At 69.3% G+C, this 26,605-nt stretch carries 32 protein-coding genes; 14 read left to right on the forward strand and 18 right to left on the reverse strand.

Features of this window, described 5'->3' with window-relative positions; all coding sequences use genetic code 11:
* Positions 1-141 precede the first annotated feature (141 nt).
* Complete coding sequence (locus ACWEMY_RS11835) at positions 142-1,449, reverse strand: DUF1254 domain-containing protein (RefSeq protein WP_452389978.1); 1,308 nt, start codon at positions 1,447-1,449, stop codon at positions 142-144.
* A 621-nt stretch (positions 1,450-2,070) separates the two neighbouring features.
* On the opposite strand from ACWEMY_RS11835, the gene ACWEMY_RS11840 reads away from it, so the two are divergent.
* On the forward strand, positions 2,071-2,481 hold the full coding sequence (locus ACWEMY_RS11840) for a cupin domain-containing protein (protein ID WP_452389979.1): 411 nt from the start codon (positions 2,071-2,073) through the stop codon (positions 2,479-2,481).
* Between the two features lie 39 nt (positions 2,482-2,520).
* Here ACWEMY_RS11840 and ACWEMY_RS11845 read toward each other — a convergent pair whose 3' ends face one another.
* Complete coding sequence (locus tag ACWEMY_RS11845) at positions 2,521-3,276, reverse strand: dienelactone hydrolase family protein (RefSeq protein ID WP_452389980.1); 756 nt, start codon at positions 3,274-3,276, stop codon at positions 2,521-2,523.
* A 201-nt stretch (positions 3,277-3,477) separates the two neighbouring features.
* On the opposite strand from ACWEMY_RS11845, the gene ACWEMY_RS11850 reads away from it, so the two are divergent.
* The 5 genes from ACWEMY_RS11850 (at position 3,478) to ACWEMY_RS11870 (ending at position 6,908) form a co-directional block, all read left to right on the forward strand.
* Complete coding sequence (locus tag ACWEMY_RS11850) at positions 3,478-3,843, forward strand: VOC family protein (protein ID WP_452389981.1); 366 nt, start codon at positions 3,478-3,480, stop codon at positions 3,841-3,843.
* Between the two features lie 60 nt (positions 3,844-3,903).
* Positions 3,904-4,368: a DUF4279 domain-containing protein gene (locus tag ACWEMY_RS11855; RefSeq protein ID WP_452389982.1), complete on the forward strand. Its 465-nt coding sequence runs from the start codon at positions 3,904-3,906 to the stop codon at positions 4,366-4,368.
* Between the two features lie 120 nt (positions 4,369-4,488).
* A complete protein-coding gene (locus tag ACWEMY_RS11860; protein WP_452389983.1) occupies positions 4,489-5,286 on the forward strand; it encodes an SDR family NAD(P)-dependent oxidoreductase in 798 nt (265 codons plus the stop codon).
* Positions 5,287-5,373: 87 nt separating this feature from the next.
* Complete coding sequence (locus ACWEMY_RS11865) at positions 5,374-6,384, forward strand: alpha/beta hydrolase (RefSeq protein WP_452390064.1); 1,011 nt, start codon at positions 5,374-5,376, stop codon at positions 6,382-6,384.
* A gap of 62 nt (positions 6,385-6,446) precedes the next feature.
* On the forward strand, positions 6,447-6,908 hold the full coding sequence (locus ACWEMY_RS11870) for a hypothetical protein (protein ID WP_452389984.1): 462 nt from the start codon (positions 6,447-6,449) through the stop codon (positions 6,906-6,908).
* On the opposite strand, the gene ACWEMY_RS11875 is transcribed toward ACWEMY_RS11870, so the two are convergent.
* The 10 genes from ACWEMY_RS11875 to ACWEMY_RS11920 form a co-directional block, all read right to left on the reverse strand.
* Positions 6,896-7,777 (reverse strand): hypothetical protein, encoded by an 882-nt coding sequence (locus ACWEMY_RS11875; RefSeq protein ID WP_452389985.1) that lies wholly within the window; start codon positions 7,775-7,777, stop codon positions 6,896-6,898. The two genes, ACWEMY_RS11870 and ACWEMY_RS11875, sit on opposite strands and share 13 nt — an antisense overlap.
* Before the next feature lie 75 nt (positions 7,778-7,852).
* A complete protein-coding gene (locus ACWEMY_RS11880; RefSeq protein ID WP_452389986.1) occupies positions 7,853-8,341 on the reverse strand; it encodes a hypothetical protein in 489 nt (162 codons plus the stop codon).
* Positions 8,342-8,421: 80 nt separating this feature from the next.
* Complete coding sequence (locus tag ACWEMY_RS11885) at positions 8,422-8,952, reverse strand: hypothetical protein (RefSeq protein ID WP_452389987.1); 531 nt, start codon at positions 8,950-8,952, stop codon at positions 8,422-8,424.
* An 11-nt stretch (positions 8,953-8,963) separates the two neighbouring features.
* The gene (locus tag ACWEMY_RS11890) at positions 8,964-10,142 is read right to left on the reverse strand and encodes an FAD-dependent oxidoreductase (protein WP_452389988.1); all 1,179 of its coding nucleotides are present in this window, start codon (positions 10,140-10,142) and stop codon (positions 8,964-8,966) included.
* Complete coding sequence (locus ACWEMY_RS11895) at positions 10,139-11,542, reverse strand: class I adenylate-forming enzyme family protein (RefSeq protein ID WP_452389989.1); 1,404 nt, start codon at positions 11,540-11,542, stop codon at positions 10,139-10,141. The genes ACWEMY_RS11890 and ACWEMY_RS11895 overlap by 4 nt, the downstream gene beginning before the upstream one ends.
* Before the next feature lie 37 nt (positions 11,543-11,579).
* Complete coding sequence (locus tag ACWEMY_RS11900; RefSeq protein WP_452389990.1) at positions 11,580-12,845, reverse strand: GNAT family N-acetyltransferase; 1,266 nt, start codon at positions 12,843-12,845, stop codon at positions 11,580-11,582.
* A complete protein-coding gene (locus tag ACWEMY_RS11905; protein WP_452389991.1) occupies positions 12,842-14,005 on the reverse strand; it encodes an ornithine decarboxylase in 1,164 nt (387 codons plus the stop codon). Before ACWEMY_RS11905 ends, ACWEMY_RS11900 begins: the two co-directional genes overlap by 4 nt.
* A gap of 247 nt (positions 14,006-14,252) precedes the next feature.
* Positions 14,253-15,044 (reverse strand): ABC transporter permease, encoded by a 792-nt coding sequence (locus ACWEMY_RS11910; RefSeq protein ID WP_452389992.1) that lies wholly within the window; start codon positions 15,042-15,044, stop codon positions 14,253-14,255.
* Positions 15,041-15,850 (reverse strand): ABC transporter permease, encoded by an 810-nt coding sequence (locus ACWEMY_RS11915; protein WP_452389993.1) that lies wholly within the window; start codon positions 15,848-15,850, stop codon positions 15,041-15,043. The genes ACWEMY_RS11910 and ACWEMY_RS11915 overlap by 4 nt, the downstream gene beginning before the upstream one ends.
* Positions 15,847-16,797 carry an ATP-binding cassette domain-containing protein gene (locus tag ACWEMY_RS11920; protein WP_375926107.1) on the reverse strand — a complete coding sequence of 317 codons (951 nt, stop codon included), beginning with the start codon at positions 16,795-16,797 and terminating at the stop codon, positions 15,847-15,849. The genes ACWEMY_RS11915 and ACWEMY_RS11920 overlap by 4 nt, the downstream gene beginning before the upstream one ends.
* Before the next feature lie 223 nt (positions 16,798-17,020).
* Between ACWEMY_RS11920 and ACWEMY_RS11925 the strand changes: the two genes are divergently transcribed.
* The 5 genes from ACWEMY_RS11925 to ACWEMY_RS11945 all read left to right on the forward strand — a co-directional run bounded on the left by ACWEMY_RS11925 (position 17,021) and on the right by ACWEMY_RS11945 (position 20,254).
* On the forward strand, positions 17,021-17,482 hold the full coding sequence (locus ACWEMY_RS11925; RefSeq protein ID WP_452389994.1) for a MarR family winged helix-turn-helix transcriptional regulator: 462 nt from the start codon (positions 17,021-17,023) through the stop codon (positions 17,480-17,482).
* Positions 17,479-17,856 carry a DUF5313 family protein gene (locus ACWEMY_RS11930; RefSeq protein WP_452389995.1) on the forward strand — a complete coding sequence of 126 codons (378 nt, stop codon included), beginning with the start codon at positions 17,479-17,481 and terminating at the stop codon, positions 17,854-17,856. The genes ACWEMY_RS11925 and ACWEMY_RS11930 overlap by 4 nt, the downstream gene beginning before the upstream one ends.
* Before the next feature lie 95 nt (positions 17,857-17,951).
* The gene (locus tag ACWEMY_RS11935) at positions 17,952-18,758 is read left to right on the forward strand and encodes an aldolase (protein WP_452389996.1); all 807 of its coding nucleotides are present in this window, start codon (positions 17,952-17,954) and stop codon (positions 18,756-18,758) included.
* Positions 18,755-19,630, forward strand: coding sequence for a dihydrodipicolinate synthase family protein (locus ACWEMY_RS11940; protein ID WP_452389997.1), 876 nt, complete (start codon positions 18,755-18,757; stop codon positions 19,628-19,630). The genes ACWEMY_RS11935 and ACWEMY_RS11940 overlap by 4 nt, the downstream gene beginning before the upstream one ends.
* 96 nt (positions 19,631-19,726) lie before the next feature.
* Positions 19,727-20,254 carry a helix-turn-helix domain-containing protein gene (locus ACWEMY_RS11945; protein WP_452389998.1) on the forward strand — a complete coding sequence of 176 codons (528 nt, stop codon included), beginning with the start codon at positions 19,727-19,729 and terminating at the stop codon, positions 20,252-20,254.
* Positions 20,255-20,274: 20 nt separating this feature from the next.
* Here ACWEMY_RS11945 and ACWEMY_RS11950 read toward each other — a convergent pair whose 3' ends face one another.
* The 4 genes from ACWEMY_RS11950 to ACWEMY_RS11965 form a co-directional block, all read right to left on the reverse strand.
* Complete coding sequence (locus ACWEMY_RS11950; RefSeq protein ID WP_452389999.1) at positions 20,275-20,544, reverse strand: DUF5938 domain-containing protein; 270 nt, start codon at positions 20,542-20,544, stop codon at positions 20,275-20,277.
* 540 nt (positions 20,545-21,084) lie between these two features.
* Entirely contained in the window at positions 21,085-21,708 is a 624-nt protein-coding gene (locus tag ACWEMY_RS11955; RefSeq protein WP_452390000.1) for a TetR/AcrR family transcriptional regulator, read from the reverse strand.
* A gap of 46 nt (positions 21,709-21,754) precedes the next feature.
* Positions 21,755-22,189, reverse strand: coding sequence for a hypothetical protein (locus tag ACWEMY_RS11960; RefSeq protein WP_452390001.1), 435 nt, complete (start codon positions 22,187-22,189; stop codon positions 21,755-21,757).
* Between the two features lie 107 nt (positions 22,190-22,296).
* Positions 22,297-22,665 (reverse strand): VOC family protein, encoded by a 369-nt coding sequence (locus tag ACWEMY_RS11965; RefSeq protein ID WP_452390002.1) that lies wholly within the window; start codon positions 22,663-22,665, stop codon positions 22,297-22,299.
* 4 nt (positions 22,666-22,669) lie between these two features.
* On the opposite strand from ACWEMY_RS11965, the gene ACWEMY_RS11970 reads away from it, so the two are divergent.
* Entirely contained in the window at positions 22,670-23,146 is a 477-nt protein-coding gene (locus ACWEMY_RS11970) for a nuclear transport factor 2 family protein (RefSeq protein ID WP_452390003.1), read from the forward strand.
* A 134-nt stretch (positions 23,147-23,280) separates the two neighbouring features.
* On the opposite strand, the gene ACWEMY_RS11975 is transcribed toward ACWEMY_RS11970, so the two are convergent.
* Complete coding sequence (locus ACWEMY_RS11975; protein WP_375926164.1) at positions 23,281-23,448, reverse strand: DUF4236 domain-containing protein; 168 nt, start codon at positions 23,446-23,448, stop codon at positions 23,281-23,283.
* Positions 23,449-23,754: 306 nt separating this feature from the next.
* Between ACWEMY_RS11975 and ACWEMY_RS11980 the strand changes: the two genes are divergently transcribed.
* Positions 23,755-24,285: an STAS domain-containing protein gene (locus tag ACWEMY_RS11980; RefSeq protein WP_452390004.1), complete on the forward strand. Its 531-nt coding sequence runs from the start codon at positions 23,755-23,757 to the stop codon at positions 24,283-24,285.
* A 220-nt stretch (positions 24,286-24,505) separates the two neighbouring features.
* Entirely contained in the window at positions 24,506-25,192 is a 687-nt protein-coding gene (locus ACWEMY_RS11985; protein WP_452390005.1) for an ANTAR domain-containing protein, read from the forward strand.
* Between the two features lie 12 nt (positions 25,193-25,204).
* Here the strand turns inward: ACWEMY_RS11985 and gdhA are convergent, their stop codons facing one another.
* Positions 25,205-26,554 carry an NADP-specific glutamate dehydrogenase gene (gene gdhA / locus ACWEMY_RS11990; RefSeq protein ID WP_452390006.1) on the reverse strand — a complete coding sequence of 450 codons (1,350 nt, stop codon included), beginning with the start codon at positions 26,552-26,554 and terminating at the stop codon, positions 25,205-25,207.
* Between the last annotated feature and the right edge of the window lie 51 nt (positions 26,555-26,605).

Raw genomic sequence — 26,605 nt, forward strand, 5'->3', positions numbered from 1 at the left:
CCATCGGTGTCCCCGAGACGGTCTCGGGCGTGAACCGGGTCAGCTCGTGAGGATCCGTGCCCGCGGCGGCCGCTTCTCCGTCGCCGTGGTCGCGGGGTAGCTGCGCCGCGACGACTTCGGCCCACCCGCCCGGCCCTGTGGTCAGGCTTTGCGGACCGGTGGCGGTGCCCAGGTCCCATCGAGCGCTTCGGGGCGTGGCGCGTACAGGCGCATGGTGATCCCGAGAACGCCTGCGCCGGAAGGCAACCAGTTCGATTCCCGGTCCGGGCCCGGGTTCTCGCGGGAGATGTGGATTTCGAGGGAGCCGTCGGGGTTGTACCGCAGGTCGTCGCGATCGCCGAGGGCGAATCGGTTCAGTTCGTTGGGGATCTGGAAGCCTTCGTCGTCGTACATGGTGACCGACCAGAACGCGGCCACCGGGGGGAGCGCGCCTGCGTCGAAACGGATCACGTAGTCGTGCTCACCGTCGAGCGGGTCGCCGTCGCTGTCGGCGGTGAGCAGCGGGTAGATCGCGTCTTCGGGCGGGTTGGCACCCAGCCCGGCCAGGGTGATCGCCGATCGCTTGAAGTAGTCGTTGCCGTACACCCCTATGGTGCCAAGGACGCTAGCCCAGCCGTTGACCGGTGTCGCGATCGTCTTGGGCGCGACGGCCAGCGCGGTGCGCGCGGCGGCGACACCGGCGTCGATCGCCTCGAGGTCGGCGGGCGAGAAGCGGGCAGGATCGAAATCCTCGCCGGGAACGATACTCAGGGCGGCGATGCGCGCCAGCTGGGAGAAATCGGTGTAGTGCGGCGGGTTCACCTTCAGCGCCGCGGCGGCGCGCGCGAAGAAAGCTGTCGCGGGCATGGTGTTGACCTGGCGCAGTGGTTCGGCGCCGGTGGCCAGGGCCGGGTCGGCCCGGAAGGAAGACGTACGGCCGAGTTCGGTGATGGTCAGCCCGTCCTGGAAGCGGTTGACGGCGGCGTAATCGGCGGGGCCGTTGGTCTGGGTCCGCCCGATCATCCACGCCGACGGCGTCGGGGCGTAGATCACGGGCAGGCCGGTGGGCAGTTCACCGGTATAGCCGGGGCCAACGATCACGAAGTCCAGCTCGGCGGTGCCGGTGGTGCGTTTGCCCGGGTTGGCGAACACATCGGTCCACGCGTCCAGGATCGGGAGCATGTAGTACCGATCGCCGCTGTCGGGAACATGGACCTGAACGGGGCCTTCGCTGAGATCGAGCCACGCGGAGGAATACAGGGTGTCGAAATTCGGGCGTACGACGCCACGGAAGTTCGCGTCGGGGTAGGCGCGCAGATGGTGGAACCGATTCGGTGGTCCGAAGCCGGGAAGCGCTCCGGCCGGAGTGTTGGTCTGCTGCTCCCTGGTGATGTCCATCGTCACCAGGGAGTACAGATACACGTACGCTTCGTAGCTGAGAGTTCGCAGATCGTCGGACAACACGCTCATGGCGCCTCCGCAAACGAACGTCGTCGAGTGGAGAACGGGCTGTTGAACAGGCTATCAGGGCGGCGTACATGAGCGATATCCCGAGTTCGCTGCCATGTGACCGATGTGGTTCGCCCGCGTGGGTCGGCCGGTCACGGCCGCGGCTGGAAATCCACGGGCGGTCCCGTTCACGACACCATTCCTCGCCTGCCCGTACACCACTTTCCTGATCGGCAGGCGCGATCATCGTCGCCGGGACGGGCAGCCTCCACCCTTGCACCCTGCAGCGACGTCTCGGTGCTTAGGGCACGACCTTCGAGTCCATCGGCGAGGACGTCTACCGCACCGCGACCTGGCGGCTCCTCACCCAGAGTGACCTGCCATTCAGCCAGTCGCCCACACGCTCAGCTTCTCGGAACAGTCGGCCATGAATCGCAGCCTTCGCAAATGGTTCGACAGCACGCCCACAGCTATCAGGCGGGCTTTGTCAGAATTCCTCCACAACCCGACCATTGAGGCGAACCAATCAACGGAATCTGAGCGCAGAATTACCTGCGAGCAGCCGGGCGCTGGTCCTGCTCGGCCCGCTGGCCGTCACCGCGCTGAGCGGTGGTGTGCGCGTGTGACCAGTACTGTGGCTTCATGAGCGACGACCGTCCCGAGCTGGCCGCGGAATTGGATCTCCAGCCGCATCCGGAAGGTGGCTGGTTTCGCGAAACCTGGCGTAGTGCGGTGGAATTCGAGCCGCCCGGCTACTCCGGTCCGCGGGCGAGCGCGACGGCGATCTATTTCCTGTTGCTGCCGGGCGAGCAGTCCGCGCCCCACACGGTGCGCTCGGACGAGATCTGGATGTGGCATCGGGGTGGTCCGCTGCTGCTGCGGATCGGGGAGGAGGAGATCGTTCTCGGACCCGATGTCGAGCGGGGGCAGCGGCCGCAGGCGGTGGTTCCCGGTGGGGTGAGTCAGTCCGCTCGTCCGGCCGGTGCGGAGTACACGTTGGTGAGCTGTGTCGTCGCGCCCGGCTTCGACTTCGCCGATTTCCGGCTCGACTGACCCGCGCGCTGGAGAGCGTGCTACGCGCTGGTCAGGGGTTCAGCGCAGGACGCGGGTGAACAGTGCGGTCAGCTCGGCCCAGTGCCGGGCGTCGGCCTCGGCGTTGTAGACGTCGGTATCGGATTGGGTGAAGCCGTGGGTGGCACCGGGATACACCTCGGTGCGGAAGGTGGTGCCCGCGGCGGTGAAGGACGCGTCGAGACGGGCGATCTGGTCGGGTGGCAGGCCCGGGTCGGCGTCGGCGTGCGCGAGGTAGACCTCGGCGGTGATCCGGTCGACCACGGTGTGTGGGCTGGTGGGATCGTCCGTGGCGAGTCGGCCGCCGTGGAAACCGGCCACCGCGGCCACCCGGTCCGGATGGGCCGCGGCGGTGTGCAGCGCGTTGCGGACTCCTAGGCAGTATCCGGCGAGACCGACCGGGTTTCCCGTGGTCAGGGGAGAATCCGCCAGCCAGCCCAGATAGGCGGCGGCGTCGGCGACGAGGAGTTCGGGTGTGAGCGCGGTCAGCAGGGGGCGCAGCGCACCGAAGAGCTCGCCACGCCGGTCGGCGTCGATGAAGTCGGGGAGATCGACGACCGGTGCGGAGCCGTTGCGGTACAGCACATTCGGCACGAGCACCGTGAAGCCAAGGGCGGCGACGCGTTCGGCGTCGCGGTGGACCGCGGGCCGAAGGCCGAAGGCGTCGGTGAACACCAGTACCGCGGGGTGCGGGGCACCGTCGTCGGGATGAGCGAGAAAGGCGTCGGCTTTGCCGTCGGCCGCGGCCACGTCGAGAACGAGTGTGCTGACCGCCATGATGCGCCCTCCTGAAGGTGTCGAGTTGGGCACACCCTTCTGATCGCGCGGCCGTCGACCGGTGCTCCGCGGGGCCCGAACCGGCATCCGCGCACACAGCGAATTCGGCGCAGCCGGAGCATATTCGGCGAGCAGGTCGATGTCGTTCGACGGCTGCCGCGATACCCGCTCGGCGCAACACCCCACCTTTAGGGTGGCTCCATGGCTTCGCCCAAAACGATCCAAGTCACCTTCGACTGCGCCGAACCCGAGCGCCTCGCCCGTTTCTGGTCCGAGGTGCTGGGCTACGAGCACCGAGGCTCGGCGTGCGTCGATCCGTCAGGTGTGGGCCCGCGCCTGTTCTTCCAGCGCGTACCCGAGGGAAAGGTCGTGAAGAACCGCCTGCACATCGACGTACGCGTAGGCACCGGCCTCGTCGGCGACGAACGCGTCGCAGCCCTGGAAGCCGAATGCGCCCGCCTGACATCACTCGGCGCGACCCGCGTCCGACTCCTGCTGGCCGACGGAGTCGAAGAGTCATGCCTGGTGATGCTAGACATCGAAGGCAACGAATTCTGCCTCGACTGACCGGAGCCGAACCGGAAATCCAGTCGCGGATCTCGTCGTCTCCGTGGTGGGATCTGCGCCGTGAAGGTCAACCAATATTGCTATTTCTCGATCAAAAGCACCGCACTGTCGGCTGTCGAGATGGCCGCGCGGCTGGGAATGGAGCCCGATGCGGTGCTTGTCATGGGGAGCCGGATACCCGAACACGTCATTCCGCGGACCCATGCGTGGCAGATCGTCTGCCGCAGCGACGAGAGTATCGATGACCAGATTCAGTATCTGGTGGATCGGCTGGAACCGATCCTTGGCGAGTTGACGGTTTTGTGCGCGGAGGGCGAGGTCAGCTCGACGATGCAGGTCGTGCGCTATTTCGGCGGCCCGGACGGCGTCGAGGCCACGCCCGATGACCTCGACTGGAAACCGGGAAGGACGCGGCCCCGGCCGTTGGGATGGCACCTGCCGCTGTCTGTGCTGGAATTCCTGGTGTCGACTCGAAGCGGGCTCGACGTCGACGAATACGACCTGATCGGCGTCGACGGGGGATAGTGCGACAGCCACCGGGTTCTACGCCAATTCGATGGCTGAGGAGATTGCCGGGTCCGGTGGATATCGATCAGCTCGAGCGGGACCGGGGGAGGGTGGGGTCCTGGTTGTTACCGTCGGGGAGTGGATTTGGGACTGGATGGGAAACGGGCGATCGTCACCGGGGCGAGTAAGGGGATCGGGCTCGCGGTTGCGCGGGGGCTCGCGGCGGAGGGGGTGGATCTGGTTCTGGCGGCGCGGTCGGTGGAGCCGTTGATCGCCGCGGCGGAGGATGTTGCCCGGCAGTCGGGGCGCAGGGTGATCGCGGTGCCGACCGATACCGGTGACGACGAGCAGGTCAGGGCACTTGTCGCGCGGGCGGTCGCGGAACTGGGTGGGGTGGATATTCTGGTGAACTCGGCCGCCACGCCGTGGAGCGCGGGAGCGGGTGGCGATCTGCAGGCCACGACCGACGAGGTGGTGCGCCGGGAAGTCGAGATCAAGGTGCTCGGGTATCTGCGGACCGCCCGCGCTGTCGCACCCCACCTGGTGGGACAGGGGTGGGGACGGATCATCAATATCAGCGGACTCGGTGCGCGGCAGGCGAATTCGATCGGCCAGACCATCCGCAATGTGAGCGTGTCCGCGTTGACGAAGAATCTCGCCGACGAGTTGGGCAGGCACGGGGTGAACGTGACCGTCGTGCATCCGGGACTCACCCGCACCGAACGGCTCACCGAACGGCTGACCCGTCAGGCCGAGCAGGACGGTACCGAGGTGGCCGAGCTGGAAGGCCGGCTGGTGAAGAACTCGATTCACCGGATCATCGACGCGAGCGAAGTCGCCGATGTGGTGACGTTCCTGGCTTCGCCGCGCAGTGTCGCCATCACCGGCGATGCCGTCGCGGCCGGTGGTGGCGTTCCTGGACCGGTCTTCTACTGAACCCGGGCTCCGCCGGGGCGTGTCGCGCCGGAGAACCGACTTTCCGGATCGACCAAACCGGGCACGGTGGCAACGCGAACCTCCACCATGCGAATACTGCGATCGACCCTGGCCGGAATCCTGGTGGCGTGCGGAATCGTCGGGCCCGCGAGCATTGCGGCAGCTGAGCCCGCGTCCGCGCACATCGTGTCCGTGGACGACATCGACGGTCGCCGGCAGAACGTGACGGTGTATTCGCCCGCCATGGACAAGCAGATCCCGATTCAGGTGATGCGGGCAGCGGACACCACGACCCCGCGGCCGACGATGTACTTGCTGAACGGTTCCCAAGGCGGACCCGGCGGCAGCGGGTGGGACGCGCAGACCGATGCCGTCGGCTTCTTGCGCGACAAAGACGTCAATGTCGTCACCCCGGTCGGCGGAGCCAGCTCGTATTACACCGACTGGGTGCGAGACGACGCGGTTCTCGGGCGCAACAAGTGGCAGACCTTCCTCAACGAGGAACTCCCACCAGTGATCGAGGAATTCCTGCGAGCCGATGACAACCGGACCCTGGTCGGCGTCTCGATGAGCGGAACCTCAGTGCTGAATCTCGCGATCGCCAAGCCGGGCTTCTGGCGCAGCGTGGCCTCCTACAGCGGGTGCGCTCAGACCTCGGACCCGATCGGGCAGGAATTCGTCCGCATCACGGTGGAGACCTGGGGCGGCGGGCAGAGCATCGAGAACATGTGGGGGCCACGCACCGGGCCGCTGTGGCGCGCCAACGACCCGCTCGTCAACGCCGAGGGGCTGCGCGGCACCGAGATCTATCTGAGCACCGGTAGCGGAATCCCCGCCGCACCCCACGACACACCGGCCGATCCGCGCGTGCGCGACGGCAGGATTCCGCTGCCGGTACAGATCGCCTTCGGCGGGCCGATCGAGGCGGCGGTGCGTTTCTGCACGGTGAATCTCGCCGACCGGCTGCGCGAGCTGCACATCCCGGTGACGCTCGACGAACGCCCGGTGGGGACCCATTCGTGGGGGTACTGGGAAGACGATCTGAGCCGTTCCTGGTCGTTCCTGGCGCGATCGATCGGCAGCCGGGAGGATCGATGACCAGCGGTTCGGGCGATATCGTCGTCACGAGCACCGTCCAGCGCGGGGAACGAGAACTGCGCGTGGAGATCGCCGATCCGCGACAGGATCGCACGACGCAGGACTGGCATTGCACGTACCGGGTCGGCTCCGCCCGGGAACGCAAGGTCCGCGGCCCGGACCGGTTGGCCGCCGTCTACGCGGCGCTGCTCGAGATCGAGCAGACATCGCACCGGGTCGGATCGCCGGACAGCACCAAGGAATCAGGACGTTCCGGGACGGTGGCCAATGTCCGCGAGTTCGGACCACCGCTGGGAGCACGGGCGGTTCACACGGCAGCGGGTCCGGTCGTCATCACCCTCGGACGCCCACGTCAGGACCCGAATCGTCCGCACACCTTTCTGTGCCCTTTCCGCATCGATGACCGCACCGAGGCGTTCGGACAGGGTTTCGATGATTTCCACGCGGTGATGTCCGCGATCCGTGGCGTCGGCGCGATCCTGGGGATTCCGGGCGACTGGCCGACGGCGGGTCACTCGAAGTAGGACGCGAAGCCCTGGAACGGGACCTGGCCGGTGGGGCTGGCCTTGACGGCGTCGGCGACCGGCGGCGGGATCGGGGTCCAGTAGGCGGGCATCTCGGCGGCGAGGGCCGGGTTCAGGATGTAGATCAGGGCGAAGTTCACGATCCACAGCGGCGGTGCCATCGACATGCCCACCTCGGTGCGCACGTCGCCCTTGGTATTGGTGACCAGCTGGGCGGCGCCCGAAATCTGTTGTGCCGCGAAGCCGTACGCGGCCTGCACGGTGTAGGCGGATCGGTAGAGGGCGGCCAGGCTGTGTGCCGCGCCGTTGTCGCGCAGCCAGTTCCCGACGAAGCCGCCGGGGGCGATCAAGGTGTTCACCTGGCGGGTGGGCGCGTCGGCGTTGGCCGGGCTCTCCAGCAGTCCGCCGGGGTTCACATACAGTCCGTAACTGGCGAGGACCGAGGGCGTGCGCTGCCCGGCGACATCGGAATAGACGGGGCGACCGACGGTATTGGTGAGGATCTCGACGCAGGCCACGATCACGTCGGCGGCCGCCTGGTCGCCGCCGACGCCGCCTCCGGTGGTGGGGTCGCGGTACTGCTGGTCGGTCAGTGCGTCCGCCCGGGCGAGACCGATCTGGCTTGCGATCCACTCGGCGCGTTCCTGACCGAGTGGCTGGTTGAGCTGGTCCGGGCTGGTCAGCTGCGTGGGCGCCACATGCTCGAAGGCGGGGTCGCCCGCGAAGGGGAGCGTGAAGCCGGTGGTCCCGGAGTCCGCGATCGGCTGGCCGGAGGCGCTCTGGGGTGCCGTCAAGCAGAGCAGGAAAGCGCTGGTCAACGCCAGTATCGACAGGGCGCCACGGCGGGCGCTGAGCCGTCTGCTGTGCATGTCTACCTCCCAGAGCACTGTCGGACGAGGTAAAACTGGCTTCCGGAGTCAGTCAAAGCCGCGCGCGGGGCTGTGTCAACCCCGGTGGAAGGTGACGAGGTAGCCCGCGGCGGCCGGGAGGTGGGGGTTCTGGCAGCTCGGTTCGACGCCGGTGCCGGTGATGGAGACCGTCGCGTCGGCGAAACGGGTGCTGTCGGCGCTCACCCGGCCGGTGGCCGTGTAGGTGTGCTCGTCGACGGAGACGCGGCCGGTCGTCTCGGTCACGGTCTCGGTGCCGTCGTCCCACCTGGTCTTGATCGTGGTCGCGCTGTCGCCGCACGCGCTACCGGTGGCGGTGAGCTCGGATCGGCCTGCGATGAGCGGTGCGCCCGCCGCGTCGGTGCAGGTGATCGAGTCCTGGCCGGTCATGCCGTCACCGAAGAGGACCGGGACCAGCGTGGTCTGGGCGACACAGATCGCCTCGACCGCCGCGTCGGGCGCCGGTTGGGCTGCGGCCATGGGCGCGGCGAGCGCGGCGCCGAGGAAGGCGGCGGCCGAGCAGAGACCGAGCGGGGTGAGTGCCATCGAGCGTTCCTTTCTGATCGGCCGGAGCGGCCGGATTGACGGAAAATCGGTGTCGGACGAGCGGGGTGCGCCGCCGTGCCTCAGGCGAGGTCGGCGGAAAACAGTGCGGGATGGTAGATCTCGGTGAGGTGCAGCCGGGGCCGGTCATCGGTGTAGATCAGATAGCTCTTGCCCGCGGCGGGCCCCGGCCCGGCATCGGGACGGGCGTGATGGCCGGTGGTCAGGACGCGCCTGCGATGGGTGAGACCGGCGGCGGCCATGGCCGATCCGAGTGGCCGAACCCGATCGAGGCTGAGCGGATACAGCGGATTGCCCGCCGCTGCGACGACCACCGCGTGATTCCAGGACACCGCGTGACCGTCCGGCGTCAGCAGTGTCGAGGACCTCGCCAGGACCGGATCGTCGCCGGAGATGCCCAGGGCGGTGCGCATTTCGTGAGGGAGGTCCTCGGCGCGGTGCCGGAACCGGCGCCGCACGTCGATGGTCATCGGGACGCGCAACACCGCCTCGAGCAGGACCGTGGTCGAGCCGTCGCAGGCGAGCAGCGCCCGTGTCGTGCGGTCGGCGAAGTCCGCCACCGGGATCGACACGGAGTCGCGCGTCGTCGTCATGGGGCTCCTGGTCAGTAGCGGCTGCCGGGGATTCCGGCATCGGCGGGGCCGTAGGGGATGCGGTCGAGCCAGGCGCCCGCCGGACCCCAGTACGGTGCGACGGCCGCGGCGCCGCGCTGGCGGGCACGGGTAGCAGCGTTCGAGGCGAGCAACTGGTGCAGGGCCTGACCGCTCGCCACCTGGTTCCGCACGGCGGCGGCCCGCCGGACGGTGTCGTAGCGCACGACGGCGTCGGCGCGGGGAACGGCTCCCGCGATGCTGTCGGCGACGGTGCCCGCGGCCGCGACCGCGTCGGCGATGCCGGAGTTGAGCCCGCGCGCGCCGAACGGGGCGAACAGGTGCGCGGCCTCGCCGACGAGCAGCACCCGGCGACCGGTATCGATGAAGGTCTCGGCCACCGACTGCTGGAAGCGGTAGTGCGACACCCAGGTGAGCTCCGGCGGCGTGCGCCCGGGCAGCAGTGGCGCGACCCAGGTGGCGGCGTCGGCGCTCAGCGCGGCGATGTCGTCGGTGGGTCGGCATTGCAGGTCGACGCGCAGCCCGCCCCGGAACGGCGCGATCAGCACGTGGCGATGCCCGGCCGCCGGATGCCGGTAGTGGAAGACTCGTTCGTCCGGCGCGCGGCCGGGATCGTCGGCGAGGTCGACGACGACGAACGACGCGTCGCTGCGTGTCCCGGCCAGGCGGGTGCCGATCGTGGTGCGTACCGCCGAGCGCGCACCGTCGGCGCCGATCAGGAAACTCGCGCGGTGCCCACTGCCGACCTCGACGTGACCGGGCCGCACCGTCACCGCAGCGACCGGGGTCCGCCAGACCAGCCGCACACCGGCGTCGCGGCACGCGGCACGCAGTTCGGTCTCGAGGTCGCGTTGCGACAGACAGGTGAACGGGGGAGTTGCGGCCCGGTGCGGCGGATAGGACTTGCGGAACACGGTGCGTCCCGCCCACAGCGTGTGCTTGCCGCTCCAGACCACCCCGCGCTCGCCGAGACGTTTGGCCAGGTCGGGATCCGCCTGGGCGAGAGCGCGCAGCGAGGCGCCGTGCACGAAGATGGCCCGGCTGCCCGCCCGCACCGCGTTCTCGGGTTCGGCTTCGAGGACCGTCGCCACCAAACCCTGTGTGGCACAGAGCAATGCCGTCGCCAGACCCACCGGGCCGCCCCCGGCCACGAGAACATCACTGTGTTTCACGCGGTGGCTCCCACGGTGACCGGTGCGGGCAGTTCGCGCCGCAGCACTTTCCCGGTGCCGTTCAGCGGTAGTTCGGGCAGCAGCACGATCCGGCGCGGGAGCTTGTAGATGGCCAGGTGTGGGCGGCAGAACTCCGCGATCTGCGCGACGGACGGCTGAGTTCCCGCCCGCGGCACGATCCAGGCACAGGCGACCTCACCACGCATCGGGTCCGGCAGTCCGGCGACCGCGACCTCGGCGACATCGGGATGACGCGCCACCACCCGCTCCACCTCGGCCGGATAGATACTGAACCCGCCACTGAGCACGACATCCTTGCGACGGCCCAGGATCCGGACCCGCCCGTCGGCATCGATGCTGCCCAGATCGCCCGTGGGCAGCCACCCGTCCACCGCCGGCGGGCCCGCGCCGAGATGTCCCGCCGTCACCATCGGACCGGCGACCCACAGCTCGCCGGTCCGCGAATCGTGTTCCGGATCAACGATGTCGGCGCGTATCCGGACTTCGGGCATCGCCGTCCCCGCGGTGCCGTGCCGGTCGGCCAGGTCCGGTGCGGCCAAGGTGGCGAACCCGGCCAGCTCCGTCATGCCCCACCCCTCGACGAACGCCCCGCCCCTCGTCGACTCCCATTCCCGGGCCAGGTCGGCACCCGCGCTCTGCCCCGCCGACACCACACACCGCAGCCGCGCCATCCGCGCCCCGGGATCACGGCCGGGCGCCGCGGCGAGCAGCCGCCGGTACATTGTCGGTACCCCGGCCAGCACCGTCGCGCCCCACCGGTCGGCGGCTGCAAGCAGGCGCGTCTCGTCGAACCGGGGGAGCGCCACCAGCGAAGCCCCCACGGCGAGCACGGCATCGAGCACGTTCGTCCCGTAGGAATGCGCGAGCGGCAGCGCGGTGACCACCACATCGTCGGCGGTCCACCCCAGCCGCCGCGCCATGCTCTCGCCACCCAGCGCCACCGCCCGCCGGGACTGGAGCACGCCTTTCGGCCGCCCGGTGGTGCCGGAGGTGTACGCGATCGTCGCCGTCTCGGTCCCGTATTCCGGTCCCGGTGTGATCCGCTCACCGGTCGCGCGGCCGTCCGGCCACCACACGCGATCGGGAAACCGCTCGGCCAGGGTCGCGGCCGCGCCTGCGGGTACCGCGGCCAGCCGGGCGCCGGAATCGTCCAGCACATGGGCGATCTCGCTAATCGCCGACCCCGCGTTCATCGGCACGCTCACCGCCCCGAGCCCGGCGAGCGCGCGCGACACGGCCACCCAGCGCGCATCGTCGGGCAGGCACAGGACCACGGCGGTGCCCGGGCCGACGCCCGCGGTGGTCAGCTCACGGGTGGCCGAGTCCAGCAGTTGTGCGAGGGCCGCGTCGTCGTAGCGGCCGGAGTCCGTCACCAGCACGGGAGACCCTCCTGTTGCGGTGGTTGCGGCGAACCGATCACAGAACGTAGGACAGGAACGGCGCGCGTTCCGGGGTGGCCATGGCGTCCCACAGCCGCACCTGCCGGTGTTCGCCGCGGATCTGTCCGGCCTGGTGCAGCGCGGCGGCCGTGGTGCCGCCCAGCACGATCGCGCCCATGGCCGACACATCGAGTTCGAGATCGGGCGCGGTGGTCGTGCGGCGGCACACGCCGACGCCCTTGTCGACCTCCAGGTGATAGGTGCCCTCGGCCCAGCCGCGCGCATCGTGCACGCGCAGGGTCAGCGTGCCGTCGGCCGCCCAGGACCGGGCGGTGAGCATCGCGGGGACATCGAGCAGGCGCAGCCACATCGCGTCGCGGCGACGGCTGCGCAGCCTGCGGGCATCGGTGACCCACCAGCGCAGCGGATCGTCCACCGGCCGCCGCGGCACCCGGATCTCGCCGATCATGTCGATCGAGAACAGGAACCGCCACAGCGCGCCCGCGGCCTCCGGGTCCACCGCGAGGAAGTCCACCACGTGCACCACACCGTCGGGTGCCTTGTCGGCGTTCCAGCCGGTGACGACACGGTAGGAGACGAACCCGCGTCCGTCGATCACCGCGCATTGCCGCAGCCCGGTCCCCGGATCGCCGAGCGTGCACAGCGCGTCGAGCACGGGCGAGGACGGGTCGGTGAGCAGGCGGTCCCAGAAGCCGTGCGGCGGAACGAGTTCCCCCGGCGCATTGCCTGCCCGGCGGGTGAAGACGTCGCGGGCGGCGTCGCGTGCCCGCACGCCCGCGACGCGACGCGGCCGCAGGTCCGCGCCAGGAACGTCCGCACGGAGTCCGGCGTGGCGCACATCGATGCTCATCCCGTCGTACCAGGCGGCGGGACCGTGCCCGAAGCGCCGGTAGATGGGCCATTCCGAGGGCCAGTCGGCGCAGGTCGCCTTGCCTTCGTCGACGGCGCGCGCGTAGATCCGGTCGAGCAGGTGGGTCATCAGACCGCGGCGGGTCTGCGTCGCGTGACAGAACCCGGCGGTGCCGATGGCCGCGGGGACCCGGCCGCCGCCGGGCAGGACGAGTTCGGTGTCGAGGGAGGTGTTCGTGGCGACCATGCCCTCGGCATCGGTGATGGCGAGGCCGCGTTCGGGCGGGAAGGTCCGCCGGTAGAAGTCGAGCACCGCCGGGTCGGTGCCGAGCGGTTCGGCGAGCGCGGTCAGCCAGCAGTTCAGCCACTCGGTGTAGCGGTCCTCGGGGATGCCGTCGAGGTACCCGAATCCGGTGGGCAGGGCACGTGTCATCGGCTGACCTCCCTCGCTCGGGCGGGCAGAACGTGCGTCGGCAGCGCCGGATAGCCGCAGAAGCCGGGCGCCGCCATGGTCGCGCAGTAGGCGCCGGTCGAACCGATCAGCAGGCGGTCACCCGGTGCCAGCGCGACCGGCAGCCGATAGGGGGCGCCGACGCGCAGTTCGTCGAGCGGATCGCAGGACGGGCCGCGCAGCACCACCGGACGATCCGGTGCGTCGACCGGGTGATCGATGGCCTCGACCGGATACTCCACGCCGCCGAGCAGGCACTCGGTGAGCCCGGCGTTCCAGATCCCGGCATCGAGCACCACCTGGACGCTGCCGCCGCGCTCGACGACCGACTTCACCCGCGCCACAGTGATTCCCGCTTCGGCGACCAGACTGCGCCCCGGCTCGAACACCACGTCGATGGCGGTGGCACCGAAATGGTCGTCGATCGCCGCGAAGATCGTGGCCACGCAATCGGCCACAGAGGGCACCGCGCGCCGGTAGGTCGCGGGTATCCCACCACCGACATCGAGCACACGCAGGGTCTTCACGCCCGCCGTGCGGATCGCCGCCCACACCTCCGCCGCTCGCTCGACGGCGATCCGCCACTGGGCCGGATCGGTCTGCTGGCTGCCGACATGCCAGGTCAGCCCGGCCACATCCAGTCCGATGCCCTTGGCCAGCACCGCCAGTTCCACCGCGTCGTCCGCGTCGCAACCGAATCGGGTGGTCATCGGCAGCTCGGCCCCCGCGGGGGCACAGAGCAGCCTCAGCAACACCGATGACCCTGGCGCGCAACGACTCAGCCGCGCGAGTTCGGCCGCCGAGTCGACGCAGAACATCCGCACACCGAGCGCGAACGCCGCGGCGACCTCCCGCTCGTCGCGGATCACATTGCTGTGCGAGATCCGCTCCGGCGGACAGCCTGCCGCCAGTGCCAGGCGGACTTCCTCGGTGGACGCGACATCCAGGCCCGCGCCGCGCCGCGCCAGCGCGGCGAGTACTTCCGGTTCCGGTCGCGCTTTCACCGCGAACTGCACGCGCCCGCGTCCGGCGAGCGCCGTGAGGTAGCTGTCGTGCGCGTGCTCCACCGCATCGATATCGAGAGCCGCATAAGGTGTTTCGGATTCCAGCCGGGCGAAGCGACGCAATCGGTCACTCGGCATCCAGGGAACTCCTTCCGGTGAGCAGAGCATCGGCAGGACGAACACATTTCGAAACCGAAGGCACCCTACACGGCCGAATCGGTACGGAGCAAACAGTCAAAGACACTGTCCCGCTGTGGTATTACCGACGACGGCTACCGGCCGGTGACCGCCGGATGACGACGCCGGCCGCGAGCGTATTCGCCCCGGTGGCAGCGGCGTTCGAGGACGCGTGGGCCGGGCGGGACTGGTGCCCGCCCGGCGCGCGTCAGCGGCCTCGGCGGCGGTATCCGCGGATGGCGAGGGTGGCGAAGACCGCGGTCAGGCCCACCGTCCACGCCAGGGCGCGCAGGGTGGGGGCGGCGATCGGGCCCGAGGAGGCCAGGCCGCGCATCGCCTCCACCACCGACGACACCGGGTTGGCGGCGGCGACGGGCTGGATCCACGAGGGCAGGTCCTGGCGGGGGACGAAACCGGTCGACAGGAACGAGGCCACCAGCAGGATGGCGTTGAGGGCCGAACCGACCGCCTCGCCGGACTTGGCGTAGACCGCGATCGCCACCATCATCCAGGCCACCCCGGTGCCGAAGACCAGGGGCAGCGCGAGGAATCCGATCGCGCCGGGAACACCGCCGGTGAAACGGAATCCGAGCAGGTAGCCGACGCCGACCACGGCGAGCAGGGTGATCAGATTGCGCACCGCGTCACCGGCGATGCGCCCGATGAGCGGCGCCGAGCGCGCGATCGGCATGGCCCGCAGCCTGCGGTCGAAACCGGACTGCAGATCGTCGTAGGTGGTCATGGCGGTGCCGAGACCGGCGAACATGATGCCCATGACGGCGAACAGCGGCAGGCTGAAGTTCACGTAGTCGGCCCGGCTGCCGCCGGGGGCGACCAGCGAGCCGAACGACACCGTGATCAGGATCAGCAGGATGAGCGGGAAGAACGTCGCCATCATCAGCAGGACGGGGTTGCGCAGCGTCACCCGGATGGCGCGGACGGTGAGCGACCATCCGTCGAGCAGGACGTGCGGGCCCGGCGCGGTGCGGGGTTCGGTCACAGCGACCTCCGATAGGTCCGGGCCGCGATCGCGACACACACGACGAATCCGCCGGTCAGCCACAGCAGCGCGATCGTCACCGGCCGGGCCACGGCCGCCTCGGAATCGGCCAGCGCGCGCAGTGCGTCGGCGGTGCGGCTGAGCGGTTGGTTGGCGACGAAGGGCTGCAGCCAGCCCGGGAACGCCTCGGTCGGGGTGAACGCGTTCGACACCAGCAGGAACGGGAAGAAGATGACATTGGTGATCACCTGCACCGAGTCCACCTTGCCCGCCGCGAAACCGATCGCGATGAACCCGGTGCACACCACCGCGGCGAAGAACAGGGCGACGAGCACGAATCCGATCGACGCGAGCACGCCACCACCCAGGCGGAAGCCCATGAGGGCTCCGGCGGGCAGCAGGACCACGATCGTCAGCAGCGCCCGGCCCAGTTCCGCGCCGACGAGTCCGAGGACCGGGGCGAACGGCGAGACCGCCATGGAGCGGAGCCTGCGGATCATGCCGCCGGTGACGTCCTCCACCGACAGGATGGCCGCCGACATGGCCGTGAACAGCATCGCCTGCAGGATGACCGCGGGCAGCAGGTACTGCCCGTAGTCGCTGCCGATCCGGCGTTCGACGACGGTGCCGAACACGACGTAGAACATCGTCGCGAACACCAGCGGCAGCACGACGGCACCGATGACGGAGGCGGGCCGTCTGCTCATCAACCGCAGATGGCGCCCGGCCAGGATCGCGGTGTCGGCCCAGATCGACGGATGCGGACGGGGTTGCGCGGCAACGGTTTCCGGCGCCGCGGTTGTCACGGGGTGTCCTCGGGCTCGCCGGCCACGCTCGGGTGCCCGGTCAGGCGGAAGAACACGTCGTCGAGGGTCGGGCGGCGCAGGGCGATGTCGTCGACGGCGATCTCGGCCGCATCGAGCTTGCGCACGACATCGACCAGCGTGGCGGCGCCCGCCGCGGCGACGGCGACACCGTCGGTGAGTTCGGCGAGCCCGGCCATGTCCGCCAGCGCGGCGGCGATGCGGGGACGCTCGTCCTCGGCCGCGGTGATGTGACAGACCGAACCGCCCGCCTGGTCCTTGAGTTCGTCGGCGGTGCCGTCGGCGATGACCCGGCCGTGGTCGACGACCACGATCCGGTCGGCCAGTTCGTCGGCCTCGTCGAGGTATTGGGTGGTGAGCAGAATGGTCATGCCGTCGTCACGCAGGTCCCGGACCACGTCCCACAGCACCGCGCGGCTGCGCGGGTCCAGGCCGGTGGTCGGTTCGTCGAGGAAGAGCACTTCGGGCTTGCCGATCAGGGACGCGGCCAGGTCGAGGCGGCGCCGCATACCACCGGAGAAGGTGCCGCTGCGCCGGTCGGCGGCCTCGGTGAGGTCGAAGCGGTGCAGGAGTTCGTCGGCGCGCTGGGTCGCCTGTTTGCGGCCGAGTTTGAGCAGGCGCCCGAACAGGGTCAGATTCTCGCGGGCGGTGAGGTTCTCGTCCAGGGCGACGAACTGGCCGGTCAGGCCGATCACCGACCGGACCGCGCCGGCCTCGGCCACCACATCGTGACCGGCCACCCGCGCCTGTCCCGCGTCGGGAACCAGCAATGTGGTCAATACGTCGATCGTTGTCGTCTTTCCCGCCCCGTTCGGTCCGAGCACCCCCGCGATCGTGCCTCGCTCCACCGCGAAACCGAGCCCATCGAGTGCGGTCACCCCGCCGAACCGTTTGACGAGACCTTCTGCCTCCACGGCATAGTCCACCATGAAGTTAACCTATCCTAACCTAACCCGAATTGGCCAGGGTGCTGTCGCGCGGACCGCCCGTAGTGTGTCGGCCGCGCGCCGACCTGGTCGAGATCGGAAAGCTTTGGGGCCGTATCCAGTCCGGCGTCGGTGGTCGCTCCTGTTCGGCGGCCGCATCATCGCGCACCCAGTAGTTAGTGCACGAACTGTTCGTGTAATAATCATCTGGACGAGGGAGGTGGACATGCAGGAGATCGACGATCCGCTGCGGCTGGACCGGCAGGTCTGTTTCGCGCTGGCGGTGGCCAATCGCTCGGTGCTCGCGGTGTATCGGCCGCTGCTCGACCCGCTGGGGCTCACGCATCCGCAGTATCTGGTGATGCTCGCGCTGTGGGGTGAGGCGCCGATGTCGGTGAAGGCGGTCGCCGAGGCGATCCAGCTGGATTCGCCCACCCTCTCGCCGCTGCTGAAACGGCTCGAGGCGGCCGGGCTCATCACCCGGCGCCGCGACCCCGGTGACGAGCGCAGCCTGCTCATCGACCTCACCGCCGAGGGCCGGGCGTTGCGCGCCGAGGCCGAGAAGATCCCGCCCGCGGTGGTCGAGCGGCTCGGGGTGAGCCTGGCGGATCTGGAAGAACTGCGCGACGTGCTCGGCCGGGTGAACACGGCCGCCCGCCGCGCGAGTGAGACAAGGGAGACAGCATGACCGCCTCGAAACCCGGTGCCTGGCAGCGTATCCGCTACATCTTCGGCGGCACCCTGCCCCCGTCGATGTCGGACTGGGTGCTCGCGGATCTGACCGGCCCCGGCGCGACCCGCCGCTACCTGATGCGGTTCCTGCTGCCCGTCCTGCCGGTGCTGTGCCTGTTCCTGCTCACGCCCGGCCCGCTGTGGATCGGGTTGTCGATGATGGCGCTGCTGTATCTGCCGCTGGTGTACTTCACCGTCGCGCTGGTCTACGTGTACCGCCGTCATCGCCTGGTCAGCCACGGTTTCGATCCCGAGCTCGCCCGGGCCGCCGAACGCCGCCGCGCCGACGCCGACCGGATCGCCTACGAGAGCAGGCATCAGCGCGGCTGACCCGTCCGCGAACCGGCGGTGACACAACATTGACTAAATGACACAAAGTGTCCTACGGTGCAGAGGTCCACATCACCTGCACCGGAGGACTCTTCGTGACCGATACTCTCGATCAACCCAAAGCGGCACTGATGGATCGTGCGCGGTCCGCCATGGCCGAACAGTTCGGCGATTCGGGCTGGTCCACGCGACAGAAGCTGGCGCTGACCTGCCGTGCGCTCTTCGACGCCGGCCATGATTCCGGGCTGGCCGGGCAGATCACCGCCCGCGCCGAAGAACCCGGCACCTACTACACCCAGCGCCTGGGCCTCGGCTTCGACGAGATCACCGAGGACAACCTGCTCCTGGTGAACGAAGACCTCGAGGTGCTCGACGGCACCGGAATGGCCAACCCCGCCAACCGTTTCCACAGCTGGATCTACCGCGCCCGGCCGGATGTGCGGTGCATCGTCCATACACACCCCTTCCATGTCGCCGCGCTGTCGATGCTGGAAGTGCCGCTGGTCGTGTCGCAGATGGATCTCGCCCCGCTCTACGACGACTGCGCGTTCCTGCCGGACTGGCCCGGTGTCCCCGTCGGCAACGAGGAGGGGCGCATCATCAGCGCCGCGCTCGGCGACAAGAAAGCCATCCTGCTCGCCCATCACGGGCATGTCGTGGCAGGTGCGAGTGTCGAGGAAGCCTGTTCGCTGGCCGTCCTCATCGAACGCGCGGCCGCGTTGCAGCTGGCGGCGATGGCCGCGGGCACCATCGCGCCCCTGCCGGACCGGCTCGCGCGCGAGGCCCACGACTGGACGCTGACACCGCGGCGCAGCCAGGCCAACTTCGCCTACTACGCCCGCCGCGCACTGCGCCGCCACCCCGACGCCCTCACCTCCGCCGCGGACAGGATCGACCGTTGACCACCATCGAAGGCGTCATCGCCTACCCCGTCACCCCGTTCACCGCCGCCGACACCGTGAACACCGCCGGACTCGCCGCACTCGTCGACCGTCTCGTCATCGCGGGCGTGCACGCGATCGCCCCGCTGGGCAGCACCGGCGAGTCGGCGTATCTGACCGAAGCCGAGTACGACACCGTCGTCGAGACGACCATCGGCGCCGTCGCGGGCCGGGTCCCGGTCGTCGTCGGGGCCTCCGACCTGACGACGGCCGCCACCATCAGCCGGGCCCGCCGCGCGCAACGCGCGGGCGCGGACGCCGTGATGATCCTGCCGGTCTCCTACTGGAAACTCAGCGAACGCGAGATCGTCGAGCACTACCGCGGCATCGGCGATGCTGTCGGCCTGCCGATCATGGTCTACAACAACCCCGCGACCAGCGGGATCGACATGTCACCGCGCCTGCTGGTGTCGATGTTCGAAACGATCCCCGCCGTGCGGATGGTCAAGGAATCCACCGGCGACCTCGCCCGGATGCTGGCCCTGCGCGACTACAGCGGCGGCGAACTGCCGTACTACAACGGCAGCAACCCGCTCGTGCTCGACGCGTTGCGCAACGGCGCCTCCGGCTGGTGCACCGCCGCACCGTGCCTGGCTCCACGGCAGTGCCTCGACCTCTACGACGCCGTCCGCGCCGGGGACCTCGAGACCGCCGACAGCGTCTACGCCGGTCTGCGCCCGTTGCTCGAGTTCATCGTCGCCGGTGGGCTGCCCGCCACCGTCAAAGCCGGTCTCGGCATACTCGGCCACGACCTCGGCGACCCGCGCAGGCCGCTGCTGCCGCCGACCCGTGACAGCCGTTCCCAGCTCGAGGGCATTCTCGCCGCCCTGTGAGCCCGCGCGCTCGGCCCGGCGGGTGCGGTGCGGGCCGTGTGATCCAATGGGTTCCGCGAAGGAGCGAGTCGTTCGCGGGAGTGGCCGGAGGTAGCCGTGGCGTCATTGGTTCGTGCAGTGCGCAAGCAGCGCGGCCTGACCCTCGACGACCTCGCCGCGCGCACCGGCCTGACCAAGAGCTACCTGTCCAAGGTCGAACGCGGACGCAGCACCCCCTCCATCGCGGTCGCGATCAAGGTCGCCGCCGCGCTGGAGGTGGAGGTCGGTCAGCTCTTCGCCGCCGACTCCGAATCGCAGAACTTCGTCCTGGATCGAGCGCCGCGAGACGGTGACGAACCCGAGCATCTGCGTGTCCTCGCCGCGCAGATGCTGGGCAAGAGCATGGAACCGTTCGTCCTCGACCCGCGCCGAAGCGACGCCGACCTGGACCACTCCGAGCATCCCGGCCAGGAACTGGTCTATGTGCTGGCAGGTTCGATCGACCTGCACTACGGCGACCAGGTCACCACGATGGAGCAGGGCGACAGCGCCTACTTCGATTCGGCGGTGGCACACCGCATCCGGGCCCGCGGCCGGGCGAAGGCGCAGGTGCTCGTCGTCGTGCACAACCAGCCCGGCGGCTGATCACCGCGACGGTGTCGGGCTCAGACCGGGGCCAGGCCGAGTTCGGTGCAGCCCTCGGCGAGTTCGGTGAATCCGAACGCTTCGACGGGGCCGACGACTCCGGTCGCCTTCGGTCGCTCGGTGAGCAGCCGGTGCGCGGCCCAGGCGATGAGTTCACCGGTCAGGGTGTAGGCGTTGGGGCCGTCGAGGGTGACATGCGTCGACGCCGTCGCCGAGCGTGCGACGGCCACCACCTGGCCGCGGGTGCGGGCGCGCTCGGCGACATCGGGTCCGCCGGGTGCGCCGACCATGGGTTTGGTGGCGAGTTCGACCAGTGCGCGTCCGGCGGCGGCGCGTGACTTGCACCAGCGCCCTGCCCTGCCAGCGCGGCACCGGCAGGGTGAGCCCGTTGCGCAAGGTGCCGTGGCTGAGGCCCCGGTGCATCGGGCCGCCGGCGAAATAGCCGATGTCGAGTGTGCGCACGTCTGGACCCGCCTGCTGGGCGGCGAGGGTTCCGGCCAGGATGCCGCGAACGTAGTCGTAGCCGAACGCGGGCAGCATCACCGAACCGTTCGTCTTCGCCGTAGTGTCGAGCTTGGCCCCCGCGCCCACGCATTGGAGAGGTGTTCCTTCGCGTCGGTGCGGTCCGTCGAGAATATAGAACTACCTCCAAGGTGTAGAGCATGACAACTATGGGCCTGGAGTGGTTGGCTGCGCACGGAATCCCTGGGGTGCTCATCACCCTGACGGCCAGGGCGAAGGCATGCTGACGTGGCGGTTCGCCTGCTCGCGGCCGCGCGCGATGGACTTGGCACCCGGCAGTGGATTCCCTTGCCGGGCAGGCGTTCCGATCAGCGTGGCGTTGCCCAGGTGCCGGTGGGCAACAGGCCCGCGGTGAGGGCGTTCGCCGTCACGGCCGCGACGACCCGGACGAGATCGGCGGTGTGCGTGGGTCCCTCGTCGAGGACGACCAGCCAGGCGTAGAGCGGGCCGAGAACCAGGGCCTGCACGAGCGCGGGGTCGGGACGCGCGGTGAGTTCGCCGCGGGTCACCGCCCGGTCGAGCACAGTGCCGATGATGGTGCGTTCGACGGTGAGGAAAGTCTGTGCGAACCGGGTGCGGAGTTCGGGGTCGGCGCGGATGTCGGCGAGCAGGCCGCTGAGGGTGTCGGCGCCGGGGCCGACCACCTGGGCGGCGATCTGCTCGGTGAGCGCGGTCACGTCGCCGGGCAGGGTCCCGGTGTCGGCGGGAGGTTCTTCCTGCAGGTCGTGCAGCAGCACCGCGAAGGTCATCTCCTGCTTGGTGGAGTAGCGGCGATAGATCGTCGCCTTGCTGACCCCCGCGGCAAGCGCGACAGCGTCGACGGTCAACCCGCCGTAGCCGCGTTCCCCGATCACCGCGCGCACCGCCGCGGCGATCGAGGTGTCCACCCGCGCCTCCCGAGGTCGCCCGCCCGCGTGTTTCGCCGTCGCCATGGGCGCAGCATAGGAAACCGGCGGTTTCGACAGCAAGCGCCCGGGTTCAGGAACCCGAGGACAGCGTCGGGGGCGGCGTGTGGTCGACTTCCGCCCCCCGATAGCTGACCGACATCGCGAACGTCTGCACGATTTCCGGAGCCGGCGGGCCGGGATACGTGTAGCCGTAGGTGCCGTCGGACTGCAGTTCCCAGCGCGGCGGCTCCGGTGTCCCGAGTTTCGTGACCGAAGGGCACCGGATCGCGACCGTGGTGGACTGTCGCGCCGGAATCCACACGTGGCCTTCGGAACTCGCCCCCTCGGTGCACATCACCACGGCATCGACACGATAGGGGTCGTCGGTGCTGTTGGTGCAGCTGAATCCCGTGCAGTCGATCCCGGGGACGACCTCCTGCGCCGCGACATGCGGTGCCGCCACCGTGACCAGCACGGCGAACGCGCCACCGGCCACCGCGACACCCACTGTCATTCCTTGCTTCATGAACAGGTCCTCCTCGTTCCGTGCTTCCGCTGTCGCGCGCCGATTCGACGCGCCGCGAACGAAGGGTACCAGTTACGAAACTAATCGTTTCGAAATAGTGGTCGGAGTCAGCTGGTCGGCGCGACCACGCAGAACTCGTTGCCCTGCGGATCCTGGAGGACCGTCCAGGCGAATCCCGGCAGTGAATGCTCGCCGATGGCAACGGCTCCCAATGACGTCAGCCGGGCGACCTCTTCGGCTCGGGCCGTCGTCTGGACATCGAAGTGCACGCGGTTCTTGGTGATCTTGTGCTCGGGTACCTGCTGGAAAGCGAGGTAACGACCCTCCCCGAAGCCGACACCGGGTGGCGCGATCATCACGTAGCCGTCGTCATCGGCCAGGGTGACGTACCCCAGCGCGGACTTCCAGAATTCGGCGAGCGCGCCAGGGTCGTTGCTGTCGATGGTGATGCCCGCCAGGGCGATGGTGTCGGTCACGGCCGTGACGCTAGAGCAGGGCACCGACAATCCGGTCGGGCTCAGCGGATTCTGGGACAGGCCGTCGGTAGCCCGGATACCCGAGATCCTGCACTCCGACGTTGTTCTGACACAGCCGCTTTCGCCGCCCATGTACGGAATCGTCGCGGCGCAACGGGAGTTCGCCCAGATCTGGCGCCTGCTCCCCGACCTCCGCGCCGAGATCGACCGATGGCGCGGCGACGACGACATCGTCTTCATCGAATTCCGTCTGTTCGCGCACATCGGCCGCCACCGGATCGAATGGCCGAACATCGACCGCATGATTCTGCGCGACGGCAAGGCCATCCAGCGCATGAACTACTTCGACCCGCTCCCGATCCTCCCGATCGTGGCCCGCCACCCGTCGATGTGGTGGCGCTGGTACACCTCGGGCGCTGCTCGCCCCTGGCGCACCGGCCACCGCATCACCGACTACCGAACCCTCACCGAGGGTGTCTGACCGTGATCGCATCCACCGGAACAGGTTCGGGACGGCGTACTCGAGCCGCCTGCCTGGTCGCGGTGTGCCGGTGACATGCTCAGCGTGTGGGCCGCGGAATGGGCGGTCGGACGCCCGGCGGTCCGGTCACCCCGTCAGCGCTGGCGCCAGCTCAGGGGGCCGGGGAGATCGACGGCGTTCTTCCTGGTGCGGGAGTTCCAGCTCCACGGGCCGATCTTGATGCCCCATGAGGTCAGGCCCGACTGGGTGAAATTGAATGTCAACGGACCGAGGGACTTGCGCTGGCGGAAGCGGATGGGCATGGAGATCCTCCCTGGAAATCACTGTCCAGCGTAGCCGATCGGCTTGCCCCGCAGGCAGTCCCGATCATCGCCGGTGACTGCGTCGGTGGCGACCGGTGCAGCGGGTCGGCTACCCCGCGGAGACGCGGGCCGGTGATCCGCAATTGTGCGAAAACATGGTTCTGACCAGCGGATATGGTGGCGGATTGGTCACAGTGGCGGCGCGATCGCCGAGAGTGTGATGGAATGGGTGACCGGCGGTTGTTGAGGCTTACAGCAGTGGTCGGGCGGTAGCTGGTCTGCCGGTACCGAGGAAACGAGTACTCGATGTACACCACCACCCGCCATCCACGTCGTCTGCCGGATGTCGTCGCCGTCGACATCGCCGACGCGTCGCTGCGCGTGCACGCCCGCACCACCTACTGCGGCGGTATCGCCGTGTTGCAGGTGCACGGACCGATCGACGCCTACACCCTGGCCCGGTTCCGCCGCCTGCTCGTCGCGGCGATCGGCGCGCGCGGACCCGAGAACGGCCGTCACCTGATCGTCGACCTCACCGGCGTCGAATTCCTGTCGCTGCGTGCGGTTCTCGCGCTGGCTGAGCTCGCCAGACACGCCCACCGACGGCGCGTGGTGATCAGCGTGGTCGACGCGAAACCCTATGGAACGGTCGGCCGGGTCGTCGAGGTCGCCGGCCTCACCGAGTTCCTCGCGGTCCATTCCGAACTCGACGGGGCCGTGGCCGCGACCGGCACCGGCCTGCGGCGTCCGCGCGAGATCATCGTGCGGCACGGGATGGCGCGCCCGCGGCCCCGGCGACGACAACGGTTGCGATCCGTCCCGATCACCCGTCGCTGAGGCCGGCCGCCGTGGGCCGGACTTCCGGAGCAATCGAGAACCGTATGTCACAGCAGTCCGAACACTCGCCGGCCTCCTCCGACGACGATCCGATCGTGTCGTGGCCCGACCCCAGCCCGCTGCAGTCGTGGTGGGATCAGGTCGTGCACGGCCATGTCATCCCGCCGCGGAGCCGCAGCGACGGTGGGCAGACGAGGTCGTCCGCGGGCTAGTCTCGGGTATGACCGATCGATCGGAGACCTCCGACACCGAGCGCGCACTCGTCGAGAAAGTGGTCGGGGTGGGCGACCCGCGTGCTGTCGGGCGGTTCCGGTACCGGTTCGGGTCGCGGGAGTGGGAGTGGTCCGACGAGGTGGCGGCGATGCACGGGTATCCACCGGGGACCGTGCCCACCACCGAGCTGCTGTTGTCGCACAAACATCCCGACGACCGCGACCGGGTCGAGGCGACGATCACCTCGGTCGAGGACGGCAATGCCTTCTCCAGCAGGCACCGGATCGTGGACACCGCCGGTCAGGTGCACGAGGTGCTCGTCGTCTCGGATCTGATGGTCGACGACGACGGGTCGGTGATCGGCACCGAGGGCTACTACGTCGACGTCACCGAGACGGTGGACGAGTACCGCCGTGCGGTGATCGACGACGTACTGCCCGCGCTGGTGGAGGCTAGGGTCCTGATCGAGCAGGCCAAAGGGGCGTTGATGCTGGCCTACGGGGTCAACGCCGACCAGGCTTTCCGGGTGCTGCGCTGGCGTTCGCAGGAGACCAACGTGAAGCTGCGGACCATCGCCGAGCGGGTGGTCGCCGAGCTGCCACGGATCTCCGGCGACGAGGCGAAGCTGCGGACCCGGCTCGATCACGTCCTGCTCACCGCGCACACCCCGCCCGCCTCGGATCAGCCGGACTAGGAGCCGCCGTGCTCAGATGACGCCGAGCGCCAGCATCGCGTCCGCCACTTGGATGAAACCGCCGATATTGGCACCGGCCACATAGTTGCCCGGCACGCCGTATTCGTCGGCGGTGGCCAGGCAGCGGTCGTGGATGCCGCGCATGATCTCGGCCAGCCGCTCCTCGGTGTGTTCGAAGCTCCACGAATCGCGGGAGGCGTTCTGCTGCATCTCCAGCGCACTGGTCGCCACGCCGCCCGCGTTGGCGGCCTTGCCGGGCGCGAAGATCACGCCCGCCTCACCGAAGAGCCGCACCGCCTCCGGGGTGCACGGCATATTGGCACCCTCGGCGACGATGTGGCAGCCGTTGGCGATGAGCTTGCCCGCGGCGGCACCGTCGAGTTCGTTCTGGGTCGCGCACGGCAGCGCGATATCGCAGGGCACCTCCCACAGTGAACCGCCCGGCACGAAACGCGCGAGAGCGGGGCGGGCGGCGGCGTAGTCGGCGATCCGGCCGCGCTGGACCTCTTTGATCTCCTTGAGCAGTTCCAGGTCGATGCCCTGCTCGTCGACGACGTAACCGCTCGAATCCGAGCACGCCACCACGGTCCCGCCGAGCTCGTGGACCTTCTCGATCGCGTAGATGGCGACATTGCCCGAGCCCGACACCACCACCCGCTGCCCCTCCAGCGATCGGCCCGCCGCGCCCAGGATCTCCGCGACGAAGAAGACCACGCCGTAGCCGGTGGCCTCCCGGCGCACCTGCGAACCACCCCAGGTCAGCCCCTTGCCGGTGAGCACGCCCGACTCGTAGCGGTTGGTGATGCGCTTGTACTGGCCGAACAGGTAGCCGATCTCGCGGCCACCCACGCCGGTGTCTCCCGCCGGTACGTCGGTGTGTTCGCCGAGATGGCGGTAGAGCTCGGTCATGAACGCCTGACAGAACCGCATCACCTCACCCTCCGAGCGGCCCTTCGGATCGAAATCCGACCCGCCCTTACCGCCACCGATGGGCAGGCCGGTCAGCGAATTCTTGAAGATCTGCTCGAAGCCCAGGAACTTCACGATGCCCAGATACACCGAGGGATGGAAACGCAGCCCGCCCTTGTACGGGCCGAGCGCGGAGTTGAACTCCACCCGGAAACCGCGATTGAGCTGCACGGCGCCGGAGTCGTCGACCCACGGCACCCGGAAGATGATCTGGCGTTCCGGTTCGCACAACCGGCGGATGACGGCCGCGTCGGCGTAGTGCGGGTGCTTGGCGACCACGGGGGCGAGACTGTCGAGGACCTCGCGCACCGCCTGGTGGAACTCGGTCTCACCGGGGTTGCGGCGCAACACCTCGTCGTAGATGTCGCTCAGCTTCGCGTCCAGGACAGCCACCCGCGGACTCCTTCGTCGTCGTCGTTACCTCACACGCTAGCCGCACCGGTG

The sequence above is a fragment of the Nocardia sp. NPDC004415 genome (assembly GCF_053602435.1).

Excerpts from the sequence above, each read along its gene's own strand:
- ACWEMY_RS11835 (WP_452389978.1), bottom strand. The coding sequence starts at position 1,449 with ATGAGCGTGTTGTCCGACGATCTGCGAACTCTCAGCTACGAAGCGTAC.
- ACWEMY_RS11840 (WP_452389979.1), top strand. The coding sequence starts at position 2,071 with ATGAGCGACGACCGTCCCGAGCTGGCCGCGGAATTGGATCTCCAGCCG.
- ACWEMY_RS11845 (WP_452389980.1), bottom strand. The coding sequence starts at position 3,276 with ATGGCGGTCAGCACACTCGTTCTCGACGTGGCCGCGGCCGACGGCAAA.
- ACWEMY_RS11850 (WP_452389981.1), top strand. The coding sequence starts at position 3,478 with ATGGCTTCGCCCAAAACGATCCAAGTCACCTTCGACTGCGCCGAACCC.
- ACWEMY_RS11865 (WP_452390064.1), top strand. The coding sequence starts at position 5,374 with ATGCGAATACTGCGATCGACCCTGGCCGGAATCCTGGTGGCGTGCGGA.
- ACWEMY_RS11875 (WP_452389985.1), bottom strand. The coding sequence starts at position 7,777 with ATGCACAGCAGACGGCTCAGCGCCCGCCGTGGCGCCCTGTCGATACTG.
- ACWEMY_RS11880 (WP_452389986.1), bottom strand. The coding sequence starts at position 8,341 with ATGGCACTCACCCCGCTCGGTCTCTGCTCGGCCGCCGCCTTCCTCGGC.
- ACWEMY_RS11885 (WP_452389987.1), bottom strand. The coding sequence starts at position 8,952 with ATGACGACGACGCGCGACTCCGTGTCGATCCCGGTGGCGGACTTCGCC.
- ACWEMY_RS11900 (WP_452389990.1), bottom strand. The coding sequence starts at position 12,845 with ATGACACGTGCCCTGCCCACCGGATTCGGGTACCTCGACGGCATCCCC.
- ACWEMY_RS11905 (WP_452389991.1), bottom strand. The coding sequence starts at position 14,005 with ATGCCGAGTGACCGATTGCGTCGCTTCGCCCGGCTGGAATCCGAAACA.
- ACWEMY_RS11920 (WP_375926107.1), bottom strand. The coding sequence starts at position 16,797 with ATGGTGGACTATGCCGTGGAGGCAGAAGGTCTCGTCAAACGGTTCGGC.
- ACWEMY_RS11925 (WP_452389994.1), top strand. The coding sequence starts at position 17,021 with ATGCAGGAGATCGACGATCCGCTGCGGCTGGACCGGCAGGTCTGTTTC.
- ACWEMY_RS11930 (WP_452389995.1), top strand. The coding sequence starts at position 17,479 with ATGACCGCCTCGAAACCCGGTGCCTGGCAGCGTATCCGCTACATCTTC.
- ACWEMY_RS11950 (WP_452389999.1), bottom strand. The coding sequence starts at position 20,544 with ATGGTCGGCGCACCCGGCGGACCCGATGTCGCCGAGCGCGCCCGCACC.
- ACWEMY_RS11955 (WP_452390000.1), bottom strand. The coding sequence starts at position 21,708 with ATGGCGACGGCGAAACACGCGGGCGGGCGACCTCGGGAGGCGCGGGTG.
- ACWEMY_RS11960 (WP_452390001.1), bottom strand. The coding sequence starts at position 22,189 with ATGAAGCAAGGAATGACAGTGGGTGTCGCGGTGGCCGGTGGCGCGTTC.
- ACWEMY_RS11975 (WP_375926164.1), bottom strand. The coding sequence starts at position 23,448 with ATGCCCATCCGCTTCCGCCAGCGCAAGTCCCTCGGTCCGTTGACATTC.
- ACWEMY_RS11980 (WP_452390004.1), top strand. The coding sequence starts at position 23,755 with ATGTACACCACCACCCGCCATCCACGTCGTCTGCCGGATGTCGTCGCC.
- ACWEMY_RS11985 (WP_452390005.1), top strand. The coding sequence starts at position 24,506 with ATGACCGATCGATCGGAGACCTCCGACACCGAGCGCGCACTCGTCGAG.